The organism is Pseudoalteromonas sp. SWXJZ10B (assembly GCF_015864475.1).
Taxonomy (GTDB): Bacteria; Pseudomonadota; Gammaproteobacteria; order Enterobacterales; family Alteromonadaceae; genus Pseudoalteromonas; species Pseudoalteromonas arctica.
The window spans coordinates 113018-131085 of the sequence record NZ_JADYXD010000004.1 but is presented as its reverse complement, the minus strand read 5'-3'; the positions used below and the strand labels follow the sequence as shown (position 1 = coordinate 131085).

At 38.7% G+C, this 18068-nt stretch carries 13 protein-coding genes; 7 read left to right on the top strand and 6 right to left on the bottom strand.

The annotated features are described in order from the left end of the window. Nucleotides 1-12 precede the first annotated feature (12 nt). Entirely contained in the window at nucleotides 13-1092 is a 1080-nt protein-coding gene (locus tag I6F54_RS05600; protein ID WP_197140181.1) for a flavin monoamine oxidase family protein, read from the top strand. Between the two features lie 69 nt (nucleotides 1093-1161). Here the strand turns inward: I6F54_RS05600 and I6F54_RS05595 are convergent, their stop codons facing one another. Continuing rightward, nucleotides 1162-2199, bottom strand: coding sequence for an AI-2E family transporter (locus I6F54_RS05595; protein WP_007585280.1), 1038 nt, complete (start codon nucleotides 2197-2199; stop codon nucleotides 1162-1164). Nucleotides 2200-2369: 170 nt separating this feature from the next. On the opposite strand from I6F54_RS05595, the gene I6F54_RS05590 reads away from it, so the two are divergent. Together I6F54_RS05590 and I6F54_RS05585 are read left to right on the top strand one after the other, a co-directional pair. Beyond that, on the top strand, nucleotides 2370-3260 hold the full coding sequence (locus I6F54_RS05590; protein WP_165727742.1) for a TIGR01777 family oxidoreductase: 891 nt from the start codon (nucleotides 2370-2372) through the stop codon (nucleotides 3258-3260). Nucleotides 3261-3614: 354 nt separating this feature from the next. Beyond that, entirely contained in the window at nucleotides 3615-4568 is a 954-nt protein-coding gene (locus tag I6F54_RS05585; protein WP_197140174.1) for a GGDEF domain-containing protein, read from the top strand. Nucleotides 4569-4757: 189 nt separating this feature from the next. On the opposite strand, the gene I6F54_RS05580 is transcribed toward I6F54_RS05585, so the two are convergent. Then, nucleotides 4758-7310, bottom strand: a complete 2553-nt coding sequence (locus I6F54_RS05580; RefSeq protein WP_197140172.1) for a glycoside hydrolase family 3 protein — start codon at nucleotides 7308-7310, stop codon at nucleotides 4758-4760. Next, complete coding sequence (locus I6F54_RS05575) at nucleotides 7310-8584, bottom strand: sugar MFS transporter (RefSeq protein WP_197140170.1); 1275 nt, start codon at nucleotides 8582-8584, stop codon at nucleotides 7310-7312. Before I6F54_RS05575 ends, I6F54_RS05580 begins: the two co-directional genes overlap by 1 nt. 258 nt (nucleotides 8585-8842) lie before the next feature. On the opposite strand from I6F54_RS05575, the gene I6F54_RS05570 reads away from it, so the two are divergent. From I6F54_RS05570 to I6F54_RS05560, 3 genes are all read left to right on the top strand, one after another. Further along, nucleotides 8843-10171, top strand: coding sequence for a GH1 family beta-glucosidase (locus I6F54_RS05570; protein ID WP_165727735.1), 1329 nt, complete (start codon nucleotides 8843-8845; stop codon nucleotides 10169-10171). 46 nt (nucleotides 10172-10217) lie between these two features. After that, nucleotides 10218-11540, top strand: a complete 1323-nt coding sequence (locus I6F54_RS05565; protein ID WP_165727734.1) for a glycoside-pentoside-hexuronide (GPH):cation symporter — start codon at nucleotides 10218-10220, stop codon at nucleotides 11538-11540. A 62-nt stretch (nucleotides 11541-11602) separates the two neighbouring features. Continuing rightward, complete coding sequence (locus I6F54_RS05560; RefSeq protein WP_010552528.1) at nucleotides 11603-12607, top strand: LacI family DNA-binding transcriptional regulator; 1005 nt, start codon at nucleotides 11603-11605, stop codon at nucleotides 12605-12607. A 72-nt stretch (nucleotides 12608-12679) separates the two neighbouring features. Here I6F54_RS05560 and I6F54_RS05555 read toward each other — a convergent pair whose 3' ends face one another. Next, the gene (locus tag I6F54_RS05555) at nucleotides 12680-13348 is read right to left on the bottom strand and encodes a DUF2987 domain-containing protein (protein ID WP_007585308.1); all 669 of its coding nucleotides are present in this window, start codon (nucleotides 13346-13348) and stop codon (nucleotides 12680-12682) included. Next, nucleotides 13341-14147, bottom strand: a complete 807-nt coding sequence (locus I6F54_RS05550) for a glucosaminidase domain-containing protein (RefSeq protein WP_165740759.1) — start codon at nucleotides 14145-14147, stop codon at nucleotides 13341-13343. Before I6F54_RS05550 ends, I6F54_RS05555 begins: the two co-directional genes overlap by 8 nt. A gap of 247 nt (nucleotides 14148-14394) precedes the next feature. Here I6F54_RS05550 and I6F54_RS05545 point away from each other — a divergent pair, with 247 nt between their 5' ends. Then, the gene (locus tag I6F54_RS05545; RefSeq protein ID WP_197140168.1) at nucleotides 14395-15687 is read left to right on the top strand and encodes an anti-phage deoxyguanosine triphosphatase; all 1293 of its coding nucleotides are present in this window, start codon (nucleotides 14395-14397) and stop codon (nucleotides 15685-15687) included. A 116-nt stretch (nucleotides 15688-15803) separates the two neighbouring features. Here the strand turns inward: I6F54_RS05545 and I6F54_RS05540 are convergent, their stop codons facing one another. After that, on the bottom strand, nucleotides 15804-17960 hold the full coding sequence (locus I6F54_RS05540) for a prolyl oligopeptidase family serine peptidase (RefSeq protein WP_197140166.1): 2157 nt from the start codon (nucleotides 17958-17960) through the stop codon (nucleotides 15804-15806). Nucleotides 17961-18068: the final 108 nt, after the last annotated feature.

The window sequence follows — 18068 nt, the reverse complement described above, 5'->3', positions numbered from 1 at the left end:
ATAGGTAAACAAATGACTAAACCAGTAATAATTATAGGTGGCGGACTGGCCGGCTTATACAGTGCGTATAAATTACAACTGCTTAATATTGAGTACTTATTACTGGAAGCCAAATCGCAATTAGGCGGCCGAATTTTTGCTGCGCAATCACCAATAAATAACGATGTTAGTTTTGATTTGGGTCCTACGTGGATATTTCCCCACCAACCAAAAATTCAAGCTTTAGTAAAGTCACTCCGCTTAAGTATATTTGAGCAATACAACAAAGGTGATGTGTTATATCAAGCGCCTAATTCCAAGCAACCTCAACAAATTGCAGGTGCTGGAGATATGCAACTATTTAGACTCAAACACGGCATGAATACTTTAATAACAGCCTTATACGAGCAACTTAATCCTGATTCAGTGTTATTAGAACACAATGTCACTGAGCTTAAAGAAGGTGATAATAACTGGCAAATTACGGTTAATCACTTAGGTAACATAAAGCAATTTACTACTGAAAAACTAATTTCAGCAATTCCTGCTCGTATGGTTACAACACACTTAACACCTGAACTATGGGCTACTCCAACGCTCATAAACCGCCTTAGTAGTGTACCTACATGGATGGCAGGACAAGCCAAATTTATAGCTACTTTTGAACATGCATTTTGGCGTGATAAAAACTTATCAGGACAATGCTTTAGTCGCGTAGGCCCTATGGTCGAAATTCACGATGCCAGTGCTGAAGATGGCAATTACGCCGCATTATTTGGCTTTATAGGTGTGCCCTACTTATCACGAAACCAAGTAACTAAAGAGCAATTAATTCAAGCCTGTGCCCAGCAGCTTAGCTACTTTTATGGTAAAGATGCTGAAAAGGCAACGGGGTATTTTATTAAAGACTGGGCAGACGATAAGTTTGTAGCTAATAGAGACGATCAAACTCAGCCTTCGCAGCACCCAGAATTTGATTTTTCAGGCTTAGATGAGCAATTAAATAACTTGAACATTCATTTTGTAGCGAGTGAGTTTGCAAAACAAGAAGCTGGATATTTAGAAGGCGCAATAAACGCGGTGGATGACGCTATTAAATTGTTTGTTAATTAATAGCCCTGTATTTACTGATAACTTAACCATCAAGGGCTTTAATTTTACAGCCCTTGATGGTTATAAATGTTAGTTATTTTTAGCAACGTCTTCGCCACTGCCTAGTAGAGTGGCAACCCACTTACCTTCAGCACTGGCTTCTAAGCCTATTTTTACAATCATAGTTAATGGCACAGATAAAAGCATACCCACAGTACCTAATAACCAGCCCCAAAATATTAATGATAAAAATACCACTAATGTTGAAAGGCCCAGCCCTTTGCCCAAAAACTTAGGCTCTACAATATTGCCCATTACCGTATTTATTGTTAAATAACCTGCAGCAACCAATCCCGCAATTAACGGACCTTGAGTAATAAGCGCAAGTAATACAGCCGGTACAGCCGCAATAATTGACCCAATATTAGGAATGTAATTGAACATAAATGCCAATACCCCCCACAACACAAAGTAGTCAACGTCTAAAATCCATAAGTAAAACGCAGCAATAATACCCGTACCTAAACTTACTAGCGTTTTAATTGCCAGATATGAATTAATAGACTCTAAAAAGCGGTCAATTTGCTTCATTTTGCTATCGGGATCTTCAAGTGCCATGTGTATTTTTTTGCTCAGCATTGGCCCTTCAAACAACATAAAAACAACGGTTAAAATAATTAAAAACATGTTTGCCATTACGCCACCTAAACCGGTGAGCATATTAGTGGCTACATCAACCATTTTACCTGGGTCGAACATATTGATTAACTGTTCTTTATTAATCAGTATGTTGTATTGAGATGCTAAATCTACAAGCCATACAAATTCTTCTTTGAGTTGTGTTTTATACTCAGGAAGTTGCTGCGAAAAATCGTTTATTGATTGCCCTACAAGCCCGCCAAGGCTTACACCTAAGCCAACTATAATAAGCACTACCAACATAACAGCAATGCCTTTAGGAATTCGGTAGCGCGCAAAAAACTTGATAAGCGGATTACAAATAATGGCAATAAACGCCGCCAAAATAAACGGAATAATAATTACACTTGCCGCTTTTATCCCCGCGAGTACGACCACTAAGGAAGCAAAAACTATTAAGCTTTTATTTACTCCAGTTAAACTTGCCAATTTATTAATCCTTTTATTAATGATATGGCTTTAGTGTAAGGCAAAAGGTAATTAAATGAAATAATTACGAAGTGATCATAAAAGCCTGTTTTACGTATAAATTTGCAAAGCTGTTTGCTAGCGAGTATGTTTTTTAATCACTTGCTACTATTTTATTGTAAGGATTAATAATGCATATATTTGTTACTGGCGCGACGGGATTAATTGGTAAGCACTTATGCCCTTTTTTACTTCATCATAATACTGTTACTGTGCTTAGCCGAAATCCAACTAAAGCAAACGTATTATTGGGCCATAAAGTTAAAGCCGTAAGCAATGTCAATGCAGTAGATTTTAACACTGTTGATATTGTTATTAATTTAGCTGGCGAACCTATTGTAAATAAACGCTGGAGCGACAAACAAAAACAAATAATACGCGACAGCCGTATTGGTGTTACACAACAAATTAGTGAAGCTATTAAAGCTTGTAGCACTGCCCCGCATACTTATATATCTGGAAGCGCCGTTGGGTTTTATGGTCGACAAAATAGTAACCCTATTGATGAAACTTTTGAAAACCCACACGACGAATTTAGCCACCAGCTTTGTAAAGACTGGGAAAATGCAGCGCTACTCGCGCAATCAGAACACACCAGAGTGTGCCTTTTGCGCACGGGTATTGTTTTAGCTAAAAAAGGTGGAGCATTAAGTAAAATGCTCCCTGCCTTTAAATTGTGTTTAGGCGGCCCAATTGGTAATGGCGAGCAAGGAATGTCGTGGATACACATCGACGATATGATTCAGCTAATACTCTTCATTATTAAGCATCCAGAAATATCTGGCCCTGTTAACGCAACTGCGCCAAATCCTGTAAGCAATGCTCAATTTGGTAAAAGCTTAGGCGAGGCGTTATCGCGACCTGCATTTATCACTATGCCCACTGCAGTACTTAAACTATTAATGGGTGAAATGTCAGACTTACTAACAACGGGACAATTTGTAGTCCCTAAAAAGGCACTCGTTTATAATTATCGTTTTCATCATCCTGATATTAAATCAGCTTTAGAGAGTTTGGTTTAGCGGGCGTTAATAATTCTTGAGGTAAAATATAAAAATTGAAAAAGCAATCCTTTTAACTGAATTGACCTTTTCTTATTAATACATAATAATTACAACAGTTAGTTAAATATATATTTCATCATTTTATAATAAAGAGAATAAATCATGTTTCATTTGCCTACTGTGATCTTCTTCTCTTTTATCCTTAACTTGTTCATAAGCTTATTTTTTCTCTCAATTTATAAATATAAAAAACAAACATCTTTTTTATTATTTGGTTTAGCCTGTGCCACATTTGCATTAGCCGAAATACTGGCATGTTTGCGCTTATTCATAGACTTTCCTTTAATAACCCACTATTTAGCTAGTGTTTCAATGATTACTAGCCCACTTTTAATTATTGTTGGACTATATAAATACAAAAACGTACAAAATATTAGCTTAATGCCTCTTTACTGCATATTTGGTTTTTCTAGCTTATTGTTATTGGCAATTTATCCTTTCGGTGCAGCAAAAATGCTAATGAGTTTAGTAATTTCCGGATTATTTATTTACACAGCGTATTTAATCAAAAGCATGAGCTTTGTTGCTAAAGCCCAGAAAAAGGCGTTAATTACCTGCTTTTTAGTGCACAGTGGAGTTATGTTTTTAAATGCTATATTTCTATCAATACCGGTACTTAGTTCGAGTATTCAAGATGTAGCAACCCCTTTGCAAATTGTGCTTATTAGTCATTTACTATTAGCCACACTGAGTGCTCTTATACTGCCATTTTTGTTATTTTCTAATAGTGAATATACGCTATCGAACCTTGCCAATACCGACTCTCTTACACAGTTATTTAATCGCAGAGGTTTCTTTAATAACGCCAAAGCAGTCCTTAAACAACCTAATAACAATGATATAAATGTATCTATAATTATTCTAGATATTGACTTTTTTAAGCATGTAAACGATAAGTACGGCCACGACACGGGCGATCAAGCAATTAAATGGATTGCGCAGCACATAAAAGAGCAATTTATTGATGAGGGTATTTGCGCCAGAATAGGCGGTGAAGAATTTGCAATATTACTACCAGACTATTCCCTACGAGCAGCTAAAGAATATGCAGAGCACTTACGTGAAAATATTTCTAAGCATCCGTTTTATTATCAAAACGCGCATATAAAACTATCTGTGAGCGCGGGAGTGAGTCACTCTGTAAATGGTAAAATGAGTGTAAAAGACTTACTGTCGTTGGCTGATAAACGCCTTTATCTTGCTAAAGAAACCGGCAGAGATAAAGTAGTTAGCTTTGACGAAAAAAACCTCTTAATGCAGTGCTAATTATTTTACAAGCTATTATAAAAAAGGTTCCTCCTATAAAAACGTGGTAACTCTTTGTATTTATAGCGACTTGCTCCTATTTAGTTATATCAATTAGCTCAAGTATTTATGCAGGTTAGTATTAATCCTCTACATAAAAAAAGCCCTTCATTCGAAGGGCTTTGGTATACACACAATAGAGTTAATAAACTACTTACAAGACAGTGTAGCTTCGCCTGCCTTATTTGGCACAAACTGAATATTAGCCACAGAAATTGACGCTTTACCATTGCTGCGTAAGCTAAATGGGCTTGTTAGGTTTGCAAAATTAACACCCTTATCAGCAAAACAACCTAAATCGATTGATACTGACTGCCATTTATTCTCAATGGTTTTATCCACTACGTTTGCTAAATCAATGCTTGCACCACATTCACCCGAGCAAGTCATAGCAAGTGCTATATCGCTCGTTAGTGCTTCGTTTAATTTAATATCAAAGCTAATCACACTATCGGCTTCAACGTAAGCAATGGTATCTTCTGCAAAGCTTGTTACTATTTCAGCACTGGCTTTTTCTGCACCGCTAAAGTTAAATTGGCGCGCGTCTTCTTGTACTATTTTGTCCTCAGTTCGGTATTTAATTGCACCAAATTCATGTGTACTACTCGATACATCTAAAAGCTCATCGCCCGATTTTAACAATAAGCGCCATGGCGCTACAGGTGCACCAACAAGTATATCCATACTCGTAAGCCCTGAGTTATCAAGTTTAGAGTCTTCATCAAGGTCGTCAGCTAGCACGTTTTTATCGCCGTACGTTAAACCAAAACCATAAGGAAGTAATGGGTCGTAATTTTCATCGCCTTTATTAACCGCAGTTTGTACCGCTGATTTAGGCCAAGAAAACGATAATTTACCTTTAAAGTTGTTTTGAATGGTGCCGTCTGCCGCTTTTAATAAAACATCAGCAATACCTGCGCCTTCTGTACCTGGCAACCATGCAGCTACAAACGCGTCAGATGCGTTAAGTTCACTGTTCACCCACATAGGTCGACCTGATATAAACACCGATACAACAGGAATACCTTGCTCTTTTAGCGAGTTTAAAAGTGCTAATGACTTTTTATTTCCGCGCTCAAACTCTAGGTTATCTTTATCGCCGTGCCCTTCTGCGTAAGGTTCTTCACCAAATATAACAATAGCAACATCAGGACGCTGTTCAAACGTACCATCAGCACTTAAAGTAACACTTCCACCTGCTGCAGATATTTGTTCTTCAAGCCCTTTGTAAATTGACGTTGCTCCAGGGAAATCAGCATTTTTATTATTAGTCCCCTGCCACGTAATACTCCAACCACCCGACTGTTTACCTATATTATCAGCACCATCACCTGCAACAAGTACGCGTTGATTAGCTTCGATAGGTAATAGGTTATTTTTATTTTTAAGTAATACAAGCGATTCGCGCACAGCTTGACGTGCGACTTCGCGATGCTTTTGCGCGCCAATAAGTTCTGTTTTTCCAGAGTAAAGACGCTTAGCCGGGCTTGGTTTATCAAATAAACCAGCGCGAAGTTTTACGCGTAATATTCTGCTCACTGCGTCATCAATACGCGACATACTAATTTCGCCTGACTTAACTTGCGCAATTGTGTTGTTATAAAGAGGCTTCCAGGCACCTGTTGGGACCATGAAAATATCAAGGCCAGCATTAACGGCTTGTGCACAACTTTCGTTAGTACAGCCTTCAATTTGCCCATGGCCATTCCAATCGCCTACTACGAATCCATCAAAACCCATTCGTGTTTTTAATACATCAGTAAGTAAATATTTATTGCCGTGATTTTTAACGCCATTCCAGCTATTGAACGATGCCATAACCGATTGGCTACCTGCAGACAAGCCACCTACATAACCTTGGGCATGAATATCAAATAGCGACTGTTCGCTATCTATATTATTTCCCTGATCATCCCCATCAACCGTGCCACCGTCGCCAATAAAGTGTTTAACGGTACTAATTACACGCTTGTCACTTAAAAAGTCGCCATCGGCTTTACCTTGTAAGCCATTTACTATGGCTGCTGAGTAATCGTGAACAATCTTTGGATCTTCTGAATAGCCTTCGTACGTTCTGCCCCATCGGTCGTCTCGTACTACTGCTACAGTGGGTGCAAATACCCAATCTATCCCCGTAGCCATTACTTCTACTGCGGTAATAGACGCTATTTGCTCTATTAAATCTGGGTTATTAGCCGCGCCTAAACCAATGTTATGTGGAAAAAGCGTCGCGCCAATTACGTTATTATGACCATGTACTGCATCGGTGCCCCACATAGTTGGGATACTACTGCCATCAACTGAGTCATCGACAGAAGCTTGATAAAAGCTCTCTGCTAAGGCCACCCAGTCCATTGGTGTTGCATGTTTGTCGCCATTAGGGAATGCACCACCGCCATTAAGATATGAACCAAAGCCATATTTACGCATGTCTTCAACAGTAATATCACGAATTTCTGGTTGAATCATTTGAGCAACCTTTTGCTCAAGTGTCATGGCTTTTAAATAGTTAACTATTTTAGCTTCAATATCGGCGTCTTTTTTAACAGCAATATTAAGTTTTGGCCAAATTTGCGCTGTTTTAGATAACGTTTCATTACTTTCAACCGATGTTACTGCGTCGTTTGAACAAGCCGATAAAGTACCTACTGATGCAATTAATGTTGCTAAGGCTATTTTATTAAGTGTAAAAGGGGTTTTCATTATAGAGTCTCCTGCGCTTGAACTGGTTTACTACCGCTTAAACCATAGAACACGATAAATATGTAACATAAAATAGGTAAAACATACGAAAGTTGAACACCCACACTATCAGCAAGTGCACCTTGTAAAAGTGGCACTATTGCACCACCCACAATCGCCAAACACAAAATACCAGAGCCTTGAGCTGTATGCTTACCAAGCCCATTTAACGCTAAACTAAAAATAGTGGGGAACATAATAGAATTGAATAAACCAACCAATAGTATTGACCACATTGCTAATTGACCCGACGTGCTCATGGCAATAACGACTAAAATAATAGCCATGGTTGCGTTAAAGCCAAGTACTTTACCAGCGGGTAATTTTTGCATTACAGCAGCACCAATAAAACGCCCAACCATAGCACCACCAAAATAATAAGTGATGTAATGAGCTGCAGCATGCTCTTTTAGTCCTGCAATATGTTCTTGCGCTAAAAAGCTTACTAAAAAGCTACCAATTGCCACTTCTGCGCCAACATACATAAATATACCCACAGCACCTAATGTTAGGTGACGGTATTGCCATGCACTGCCCTCAATAGTGTCTGAGTTTTTAGCCGCTTCTTTTTGTTCACTCATAATGTCTGGCAATTTAAGCCATGCAAAAATACCGGCTAGTAAAATAAGCATTGCAGCTAAAAGGAGGTAAGGAAGTTGTACTGATTCTGCATTTTGTGCCGGTGTTAAAAAGGCATCTGACGCTGAGTCCAGAATTAACAGAGCACCAAATGATGGTGCAACCGTAGTACCTAACGCGTTAAAAGCTTGAGTAAGCGTTAAACGAGACGACGCTGTTTTTGCTGAACCCAACAAACTTACATAAGGATTTGCAGATACTTGTAATAACGTTATGCCACTGGCAAGTACAAATAAAGCGAATAAAAATACAGGATAACTATGTAAAGACGCTGCTGGGTAAAATAAGACACACCCTACTGCCGCAATTAAAAGCCCAACCACGATTCCTTTTTTATAACCAAGCTTTTTAACAATGTGTCCACTAGGGAGTGACATTAAAAAGTAAGCGCCAAAAAAGCAAAACTGCACAAGCATTGCTTGTACATACGTTAAATCGAAAACCGCTTTTAAATGCGGAATCAAAATATCATTTAAGCAGGTAATAAAACCCCACATAAAAAATAGTGAAGTTAAAGATGTAAGTGCAAAACCATAGTTTTTATCTTGGTGGTTTTGCGACTGTGTGTGTGATGTCAGTGGTGCTGAACTAGCCATGTGCTCTCCGCAATTTATTATTATAAATTGATCTTCAGTAAGTAATTAATACAAACCCCGCTAAGGCGCAGTATTTAAGAGTTGACCTGAAGATTAATTAACATTAATCTAAAAATGTAAGCGCTTTCACGGCTAATTAAATACGAACATGTTACATATTTCAACAACTTTTATTTTTAATAATGTTTTGTACCCGCTGAAAGTCAGTAAAAATAAGCGCTAAGCGTGCAATTAAGTTCTCAAAAAGGTTTGTAACCAATGACAAAAATATCATTACCATTTAATTCACCTCTATTAACAAAAGACTTTGTTTATGGTGTAGCTACAGCATCATTTCAGATAGAGGGCGGATATGAGCATCGCTTACCGTGTATTTGGGATACCTTTTGTAGTACTGCAGGTAAAATTGCTGACAATTCACATGGTCATATTGCCTGCGATCATTACAACAATTGGCAACAAGACATAGATTTAATAGAGTCTCTAGGTGTTGATGCTTACAGGCTTTCTATTTCATGGCCTCGCGTGATGACTCAAGACGGAAAGTTAAATCCCGTAGGCGTTAAGTTTTATACTGATATTTTAGATGAACTAAAACGAAAAAATATAAAAGCCTTTGTTACTTTGTACCACTGGGATTTACCGCAACACCTTGAAGATGAAGGCGGCTGGCTCAACAGAAAAACTGCTTATGCATTTGAGCAATACGTAGAACTAATTACTAACGCATTTGGAACACGAGTGTATTCTTACGCTACATTAAACGAACCCTTTTGCAGCGCGTTTTTGGGTTACGAAATTGGCATACATGCCCCAGGCTTAGTCGGCAAGCAGTATGGTAAAAAAGCAGCTCATCACTTATTACTCGCTCATGGTCTGGCCATGAACGTGCTAAATAAAACATCGCCTAATACTCAAAACGGCATTGTGCTTAACTTTACACCCGCATATCCACTTACCGATAATCAACAAGACATAGATAGTGCCAAATACGCTGATGACTACTTAAATCAGTGGTACATGAAACCAATAATGGATGGCAAGTACCCGGATATAATAAACCAATTACCAAGCGGTCATTTACCAGACATACACCCTGGTGATATGGAATTAATTTCTCAGCCAATTGATTACTTAGGCATTAACTTTTATACCCGCCAAGTTTATAAGGCGCATCCTACTGACATTTATGAACCCATTGCACCAACGGGTCCGTTGACTGATATGGGATGGGAAATTTATCCGCAATCTTTCACAGACCTGCTCGTATCGCTTAATAAAACATACACCCTACCGCCTATTTATATAACCGAAAATGGCGCAGCCATGCCCGATACATATAATAATGGTGAAGTTAACGACTTAGATCGTTTAAATTACTATAATGATCACTTAAATGCGGTTCATAATGCGATTGAACAAGGTGTTGTTATAGATGGCTACTTTGCTTGGAGCTTAATGGATAACTTTGAGTGGGCAGAAGGTTATTTAAAACGTTTTGGTATTGTGTATGTAGATTATAAGACGCAGCAACGCACCATTAAAAATAGTGGCTTAGCTTATAAAGAACTCATCTCTAAAAGATAAGAGTATACCCACAACTAAAAACAAGTATAAAGCGGGATAAACAATCATGGTCAGTGTAAAAGAAAAAATAGCGTATGGCTTAGGCGACACCGCCAGTAATATTATTTTTCAAACAGTTATGATGTTTTTAATGCTGTACTACACAGACGTAGTGGGTTTATCGCCTGCTGTTGTAGGTACTATGTTTTTAGCAGTGCGTATTTTTGATGCCGTAACCGACCCGTTAATGGGCAACCTTGCTGACAAAACACATACGCGCTGGGGGCACTTTCGCCCCTATTTACTGTGGCTTGCCCTTCCCTTTGCCATTATTAGTATTTTAGCGTTCACTACACCCGATTTAGAAGGCACCGATAAAATAATTTATGCCTTTACTACTTACACTCTGCTTATGGTTGTCTACACCGCTATTAATATTCCGTATTGTGCTTTAGGTGGCGTACTTACAAGCGACGCAAAAGAGCGCGTAACCATTCAGTCTTATCGGTTTGTATTTGGTATGTTAGGTGGTGTTATTGTAGCGGGTTGCACTATGCCAATGGTTGAGTATTTTGGCCAAGGCGATGCAGCCAAGGGCTATCAATACACAATGACAGCAATGAGTATTTTAGGCCTTGTACTGTTTTTACTTTGTTTTTTAGGTACAAAAGAGCGTATACAACAGCCTAAAGAGCAAAACATTCCTTTTGCCCAAAGTGTTAAAGCATTAATTAAAAACGATCAATGGCGAACACTTTGCTTAGCTGCATTCTTTTTACTTACCGGGCAAGTATTAAGGCTTACGCTTGCTGTTTACTACGTAAAGTACTATTTAGGTCGAGACGATTTAATCACTTTATTTATGACGCTAGGTGTTGCAGCCAGCATGGTAGGTTGTGCTTTAGCTCAACCACTTGCAAAGCGCTTTTGTAAAATAAAGGCCTACATAAGCTTACAAGTTATTGCCGCCGCTATTTGTGGTTTTAGTTACTTTATTAGTAAAGATCAATTAGTACTCGCATTTACTGCCTTTATTTTATGGAAATTCTTTTTAGATATGGCAACCCCGTTGTTGTGGGCAAAAATGGCCGACACCATAGATTACGGGCATGAAAAAACAGGTGTACGCATTACGGGTTTGGTTTATTCAGGCGTTATATTTTTTATTAAGATGGGCGTGGCTGTAGGCGGCGCAATTGCAGGCTGGTTGTTATCTTTTTACAGTTATCAGGCCGATGCAGTACAAACTCTTGATACCCAACACGGTATTTTACTGTCATTCACTGTACTACCTGCTTTTGGCTCATTATTTGTTGCCTACATAATGAAAAAATATACACTGACTAATCAGGTTGTTGAAAATATTCAATCTAAACTAACAGCTAGTTAAGATATATACTCTAAGGTATTATTTAGCCGAAGTAGTTAAGGATAAGCGAGTGAACAAATAACATGGCAACAATTTATCAAGTCTCAGAGCTTGCGGGCGTATCGTTAGCCACCGTTTCTCGCGTGATGAACAAAAATACCCGTGTAAGCGATAAAACTAAACAAAAAGTGCTTGATGCTATGGCGCAGCTTGGCTACAAGCCTAATTCAATAGCGCAATCTTTAGCCTCTAACTGTACTAACAGTGTCGGTATTTTAGTGTCTGAGTTACATGGTCCTTTCTTTGCCCAAATGATGGCAGGTATTGAGTCAGAGCTTCGTGCTGCGGGTAAACACGTTATTATTACCACCGGACACAGTGAAGAAGACAAAGAACAAGAAGGCATTGAGTTTTTAATTAGCAGACGCTGCGATGCCATTATTTTGCACGTAGAAGCCGTCTCAGACGACTACCTAATAAAACTAAGCCAAGGCTCTACACCCGTTTACTTAATGAGCCGTTACGTAGAGCAACTAAAAGACAACTGTATCAGTCTAGATAATCAATTAGGTGGTTACCTAGCCACTAAATCGATATTAAATCAAGGCCATACACAAATAGCGTATATTGCAGGCCCGCAGTTTAAAGCCGATGCTTTCAACCGCTTAGAAGGTCACAAACAAGCGCTTACAGAGGCTGGTGTTAAATTTGATCCTACGCTTTATTATATTGGCGACTTTAACGAAACTGGCGGTAGTAAAGGCTTAAAACATTTTATTGATGAAAAACTTAGCTTTACTGCACTGGTATGCGCCAATGACGAAATGGCCTCCGGTGCCATGAAGTATGCACGAGAGCACGGTTATAACTTACCAATTGATTTATCGATTGTTGGATTTGATAACGTTATTTTTGCAAACTACCTATACCCTACACTCACGACCATAGATAATCCGGTCGGGAAAATGGGCGAAATGGCTGCTAAATTAGTACTTAAAGACGTATATCAAAATAAAAACCTCGTTATAAATCGTTTTTTTGAACCCACTTTAATGCAGCGCGATTCATCAGCACCACTTATTAAATAAAAACTAAAGGCTAAAAACGAGTACTGATTTTGGTACAAAAAAAGCGGCTAAATGCCGCTTTTTGTATGTGAGCTACTTAACAATCCAAGGCGTTACTTTAATAACGTTCGATATATCGCCAAGCACTGCGCTATCATCTTCCCAGCTATCTTCAACTGCAAAATAACACACTGACTTTTCACACGTTATATTTTCATCATCAAATTGCATTGGGCTTTTAAATGTAACTGCTACGCCCTTTTGCTCTGGTAATAAAAACCACATTAATTTACTTACAAAAAAGCCCGACAAATCAGTTAATAGTTCATCAAGTTCTTCGTTAATGGTATATAACGACTGCTTTGAAAATGCTAAACCTTCAAGTTCGTTTGCTTCTATTTGTAACTTTAATTGGCAATCGTGCACAGGATTGAGCGGCTCTACTACAATAACCGCTTTATCGGTATCAAGCTGCTTATCGAACGGCAATAGTAATTGTGCTTTATCGGTAAAGTTAAGTGGATACTCGTTTCTTTCGGTTAAAATAGTACCGCTTTTAATCGCACATGTTTCATTAGTACCAATATCACTAATGTAAAAGTTAACTCGCGCATATTGAAAATCGCCTTTGTTAACAATTTTTAAGCGGTCGTAAAAACCGTCATACGACATCACAAATTCTCTCGCATTTACATTAAACGCACTAATGCTCAGCAGTACTAACACAATAGCGTTGGTACAATTAAAAATGTATTTATTCATCAAAGTAGGCTCTATTTTGGCTAATCATCGTGTTTAACTCTTCTATATACGCTTCACCGCGCTCAGAGTAAGACATTAAACCATGTGTAAGTTCAGTCGCTAAAATTGGTTTTTGCTCAAGACGTAAGTTTTCACGTATTGCGCGCAAATCTTTATAAGCAGGATGCGTATTTATGTTTTTAAAGTAAGAGTTTATAGCAGCTCTTACCGATTTAAACGCAGCAACTTCGTGCGCAGCCCCGGTATTACGGCGTTTTGGCACCATGCCACAACCTTTTGTGTAGCACCACTGACCAAAAAAGTTAAGGCCAATACGTGCAAAACGCGAAGTGCCCCATGCAGATTCGTTTGCAGCTTGCATAAGCGCTAATTCTTTAGGAATTACATCAACACGGCGCAATGCTTGCGTAAGTATTAGCGTATCAACCGTGGTTGGTAAGTCATACGACTTTAAAATTTTAGCAATATCTTTGTTTTGCTTTTTTTCTAAAGGTAATTCGTTTTGTAACATCATGCGTGCTATTTCGAGCTTAGCGCGTTGCTGTAATATTTTTTTATTTTCAGCTTCAACGTGCGGACGAATAAAGCTAAAAAATGCATGTTTTTTTTCTTTAACATCACTAAATTCTGAAAACTTTGGCAGTTTTACATTATGTAGTGGTTTTTCTTTTTTCTTCACTTTTTTTGGTTGTTCTGACGTTTGCTCATCTAGTTCAACATCATCATTTTGTATAAACGGATATGCAAGCGCCCATACAAAAAACACGGTTAGTAAAAGCTTAAAAATCGTTTTTAACATCTATTCTCTCTATTAAACTTAGTTATGCATGGTTTATACACAAGCATACGAAGGCGCATTATACCTAAGCCACTTTATAAACGCGAATAACTGGGGTTTGATGACCTTTTACGGTTGAATTTTCAGCAGTGTATTTGGGTTTTAGATAAAACAGAGCCTATGTAGTGCATTTGTTCATTCGCAATTTATAAGTCCATGGGTATACTGAGCAAAGTTTAATAATATTAACGATGTGTGAGTAAGCAGTATGGATAAACAATGGCAAAGCCGAATAATAGAGCAATATAAACATCGTCCTAACGATAATCGCTCGCCGTGGCAGGTCGATCGTTCGCGTATTATTCATGCCGCTGCATTTAGGCGTTTGCAAGCAAAAACCCAAATTATGGGTATTGGCCTAAACGACTTTTATCGCACTCGCCTTACCCACTCTTTAGAAGTATCGCAAATTGGTACTGGCATATTGCGCCACTTAAAAGCGCAACATAGCGACTTTACGCACTTTCCATCAACCGGACTGCTAGAAACACTGTGTTTGGCGCACGATATTGGCCATCCACCCTTTGGCCATGGTGGCGAAATAGCGCTAAATTACATGATGCGCGATCACGGTGGTTTTGAAGGTAACGCACAAACACTGCGCATAGTTGCAAAACTTGAGCCCTACAGTAACGGGCACGGTATGAACCTAACTCGTCGTACTTTATTAGGTTTTATAAAATACCCCGCGTTTATTAATACGCTTTGGCATACCATTCCCAACGATACAACCGGTCGTGCATTTATAAAAGCAGATGATTGGCGACCTGCCAAAGGGTTGTACAACGACGATGCAGCCATATTCAATTGGATAGTAGAACCACTAAGTCAAAACGATAAAACATTGTTAGGTAAACATGCCGCTATTGATAAGTACCGCGCTAAAACAACGTATAAATCGCTCGACAGCGCCATAATGGAACACGCCGACGATATAGCGTATGCGGTACACGACTTAGAAGATGCCATTGCAACACATGTACTTACATTAGACGATTGGCAAACTCATGCTCTACCTCATTTAAAAGCACTAAACTTTGACTGGTTAAACACCATGCTTGAATCGCTGACCCAGCGCTTGTTTTCAAAAAATGATTATGAGCGAAAAGATGCCATAGGTGAGCTGGTTAATACCTTTATTATTCATATACATTTAGATATTCAAAACGATGCCTTTGAATGCCCTATTTTAAAGTACACCGCTAAATTAGATGCCCAATACGACAGTGTATTGCAAATACTTAAGCATTTTGTGTTTCAACGTTTAATACGCGACCCCGAAATGCAGCAAATAGAATTTAAAGGCCAAAACTTACTAATTGAGTTATTTACGGCGTTTGCTAGCGATCCGCTGCGTTTATTGCCCGAAACTACACAAGCACAATACATAGAAGCCGAAAAACAAAATCAAGGGATGCGCATAATTTGCGATTATTTGAGCGGAATGACCGACGAATACGCTTATAAAACGTATCAACGATTGTTTTCACCTATACAGTAGCAATACCAATAGACGTAAGTAATATAAAACTAGCAAACATTAAAAAGGCCGAGTAAATTAAATTTACTCGGCCTTTTTGCTCAGCTATTAAAGTTAGCTATTTAGTTAAAGCGCTTTTATAACGACTTTACGCCCATGTTATATAGCGTAAAACCAAATATATCGGCGTACTGCTCAATTGTTTTACTCGTTGGAGTACCTGCGCCATGCCCTGCATTTGTTTCTATGCGAATAAGCGTTGGATTATTACCCGTTTGCTTTGCTTGAAGCTCAGCTGCAAACTTAAACGAATGTGAAGGGACAACGCGGTCATCATGATCGCCAGTTGTGATCATAGTAGCTGGATACTCAACACCTGCTTTTACATTATGAAGTGGTGAATAACCTTTAATGTATTCAAACATTTCTTTGCTTTGCTCACTGGTACCGTAGTCGTATGCCCAACCAGCGCCCGCAGTGAATGTATGGTAGCGTAGCATATCAAGTACGCCTACAGCAGGTAGAGCCACCTGAAATAAGTCTGGGCGCTGCGTCATCACTGCACCAACTAACAAGCCACCATTAGATCCACCGCGAAGTGCTAAGCGCTTTTTAGACGTGTACTTTTTATCTTTTAAATACTCAGCAGCCGCAATAAAGTCGTCAAACACATTTTGCTTTTGCAATTTAGTGCCGGCATTGTGCCAGTCTTTACCGTACTCACCACCACCGCGAATATTAGCAACGGCATACACACCACCTTGCTCAAGCCATACAGCATTAACGGGGCTAAAGCTTGGCGTTAAACTAATATTAAAACCACCGTAACCGTATAAAATTGTAGGGTTTGAACCATCAAGCTTAATGCCTGTTTTATAAGTAATTACCATCGGTATTTTAGTACCGTCTTTTGATGTGTAAAACACCTGCTCAGACGTGTAATCATCGCTATTAAAATCAATAGCCGACTTACGATAAACACCCGATTCACCCGTAGCTACATCAAACGTATAAGTAGTACCTGGTGTTTTGTAGTTAGTGAACGAATAATAAAGCGTTGTTTGATCTTTTTTACCGCCAAAACCACGTGCAGTACCCACGCCTGGTAATGTAATTTCGCGAATTAGCTCGCCTTTTTTGTTGTATTGTTTTACCTGCGAAATCGCATCAACCATGTAGTTGGCAAAAAAGGTATCGCCGCCTTTTGTAAGGTTTAGTACGTTTTTGGTTTCAGGAATTAAATCAACCCAATTTTCTGGGCTTGGGTTACTTGCATCAACCGTCACTACTTTTTTGTTTGGCGCATTAAGGTTAGTAACTAAAAACAGCTTGCTGCCTTCGTTATCAATCACTGATGTATCTGAATCGGTATTTCCAACAACCGTTACAAACTCACTGTTTTGCTTTGTTAAGTCTTTTATAAACAGCTTATTGCCTGAGGTAGACGTACTTGCCGAAATAAGTAAGTAATGGCCATCATGTGTTACATCAGCGCCAACGTAGCGATGTTTTTGCGCATCAGTTTCACCAAATACAACACTATCAGCAGACTGAGCTGTACCTAGTTTATGGTAATACGCTTTATGCTGATCTGTTTTAGCCGAAAGCTCACTGCCTTTAGGTTTGTCGTAACTTGAATAATAAAAACCTTCGTTACCTAGCCACTCTATGCCGCTAAATTTAACGTCAACAAGCGCTTCTTCAACAGGTTCTTTAGTATGTGCATCAATAACTATAATTTTGCGCCAATCGCTGCCGCCTTCAGATATTTGATACGCGAGTAATGACCCATCTTTTGAAAACGATAAACCCGACATAGACGTCGTACCATCTTCACTAAACTTGTTTGGATCTAAAAATACTTCAACGTCGCCACCATCTTTACTGCGGTACAAAACATATTGATTTTGCAGGCCATCGTTTTTATAAAAATAGGTGTAATCGCCTTCAGTAAAAGGAGCGCCTATTTTTTCGTAGTTCATTAGTTTTTCAAGGCGCTGCTTTAACTTATCGCGATAAGGAATTTGTTCTAAATAAGAAAACGTTAAATTGTTTTGCGTTTTAACCCAATCGGCAGTTTCGTCGCTCATATCATCTTCAAGCCAACGATATGGGTCGCTAACCGCTTCTTCAAAGTAGGTATCTACGATATCGCCTTTTTTTGTTTCTGGGTATATAACTGCATTAACTTGCTTCATTGGTGCTTTTACTTCTTCTTGAGTTACCGTATTAGTTGGCTCTGAACAGCCGCTAAGCGCTACAATTACAGCACATGCTAGAGTGTGTTTAAACATCCTGAGTTCCATTCTTATTTATTAATAGTGCGCCTAAGTTATTAACTTTTAGCCCTTTTGTCTATTTAGATGCGTTAAGCGCCATTTATCGCTGTAAACAAATGTAAA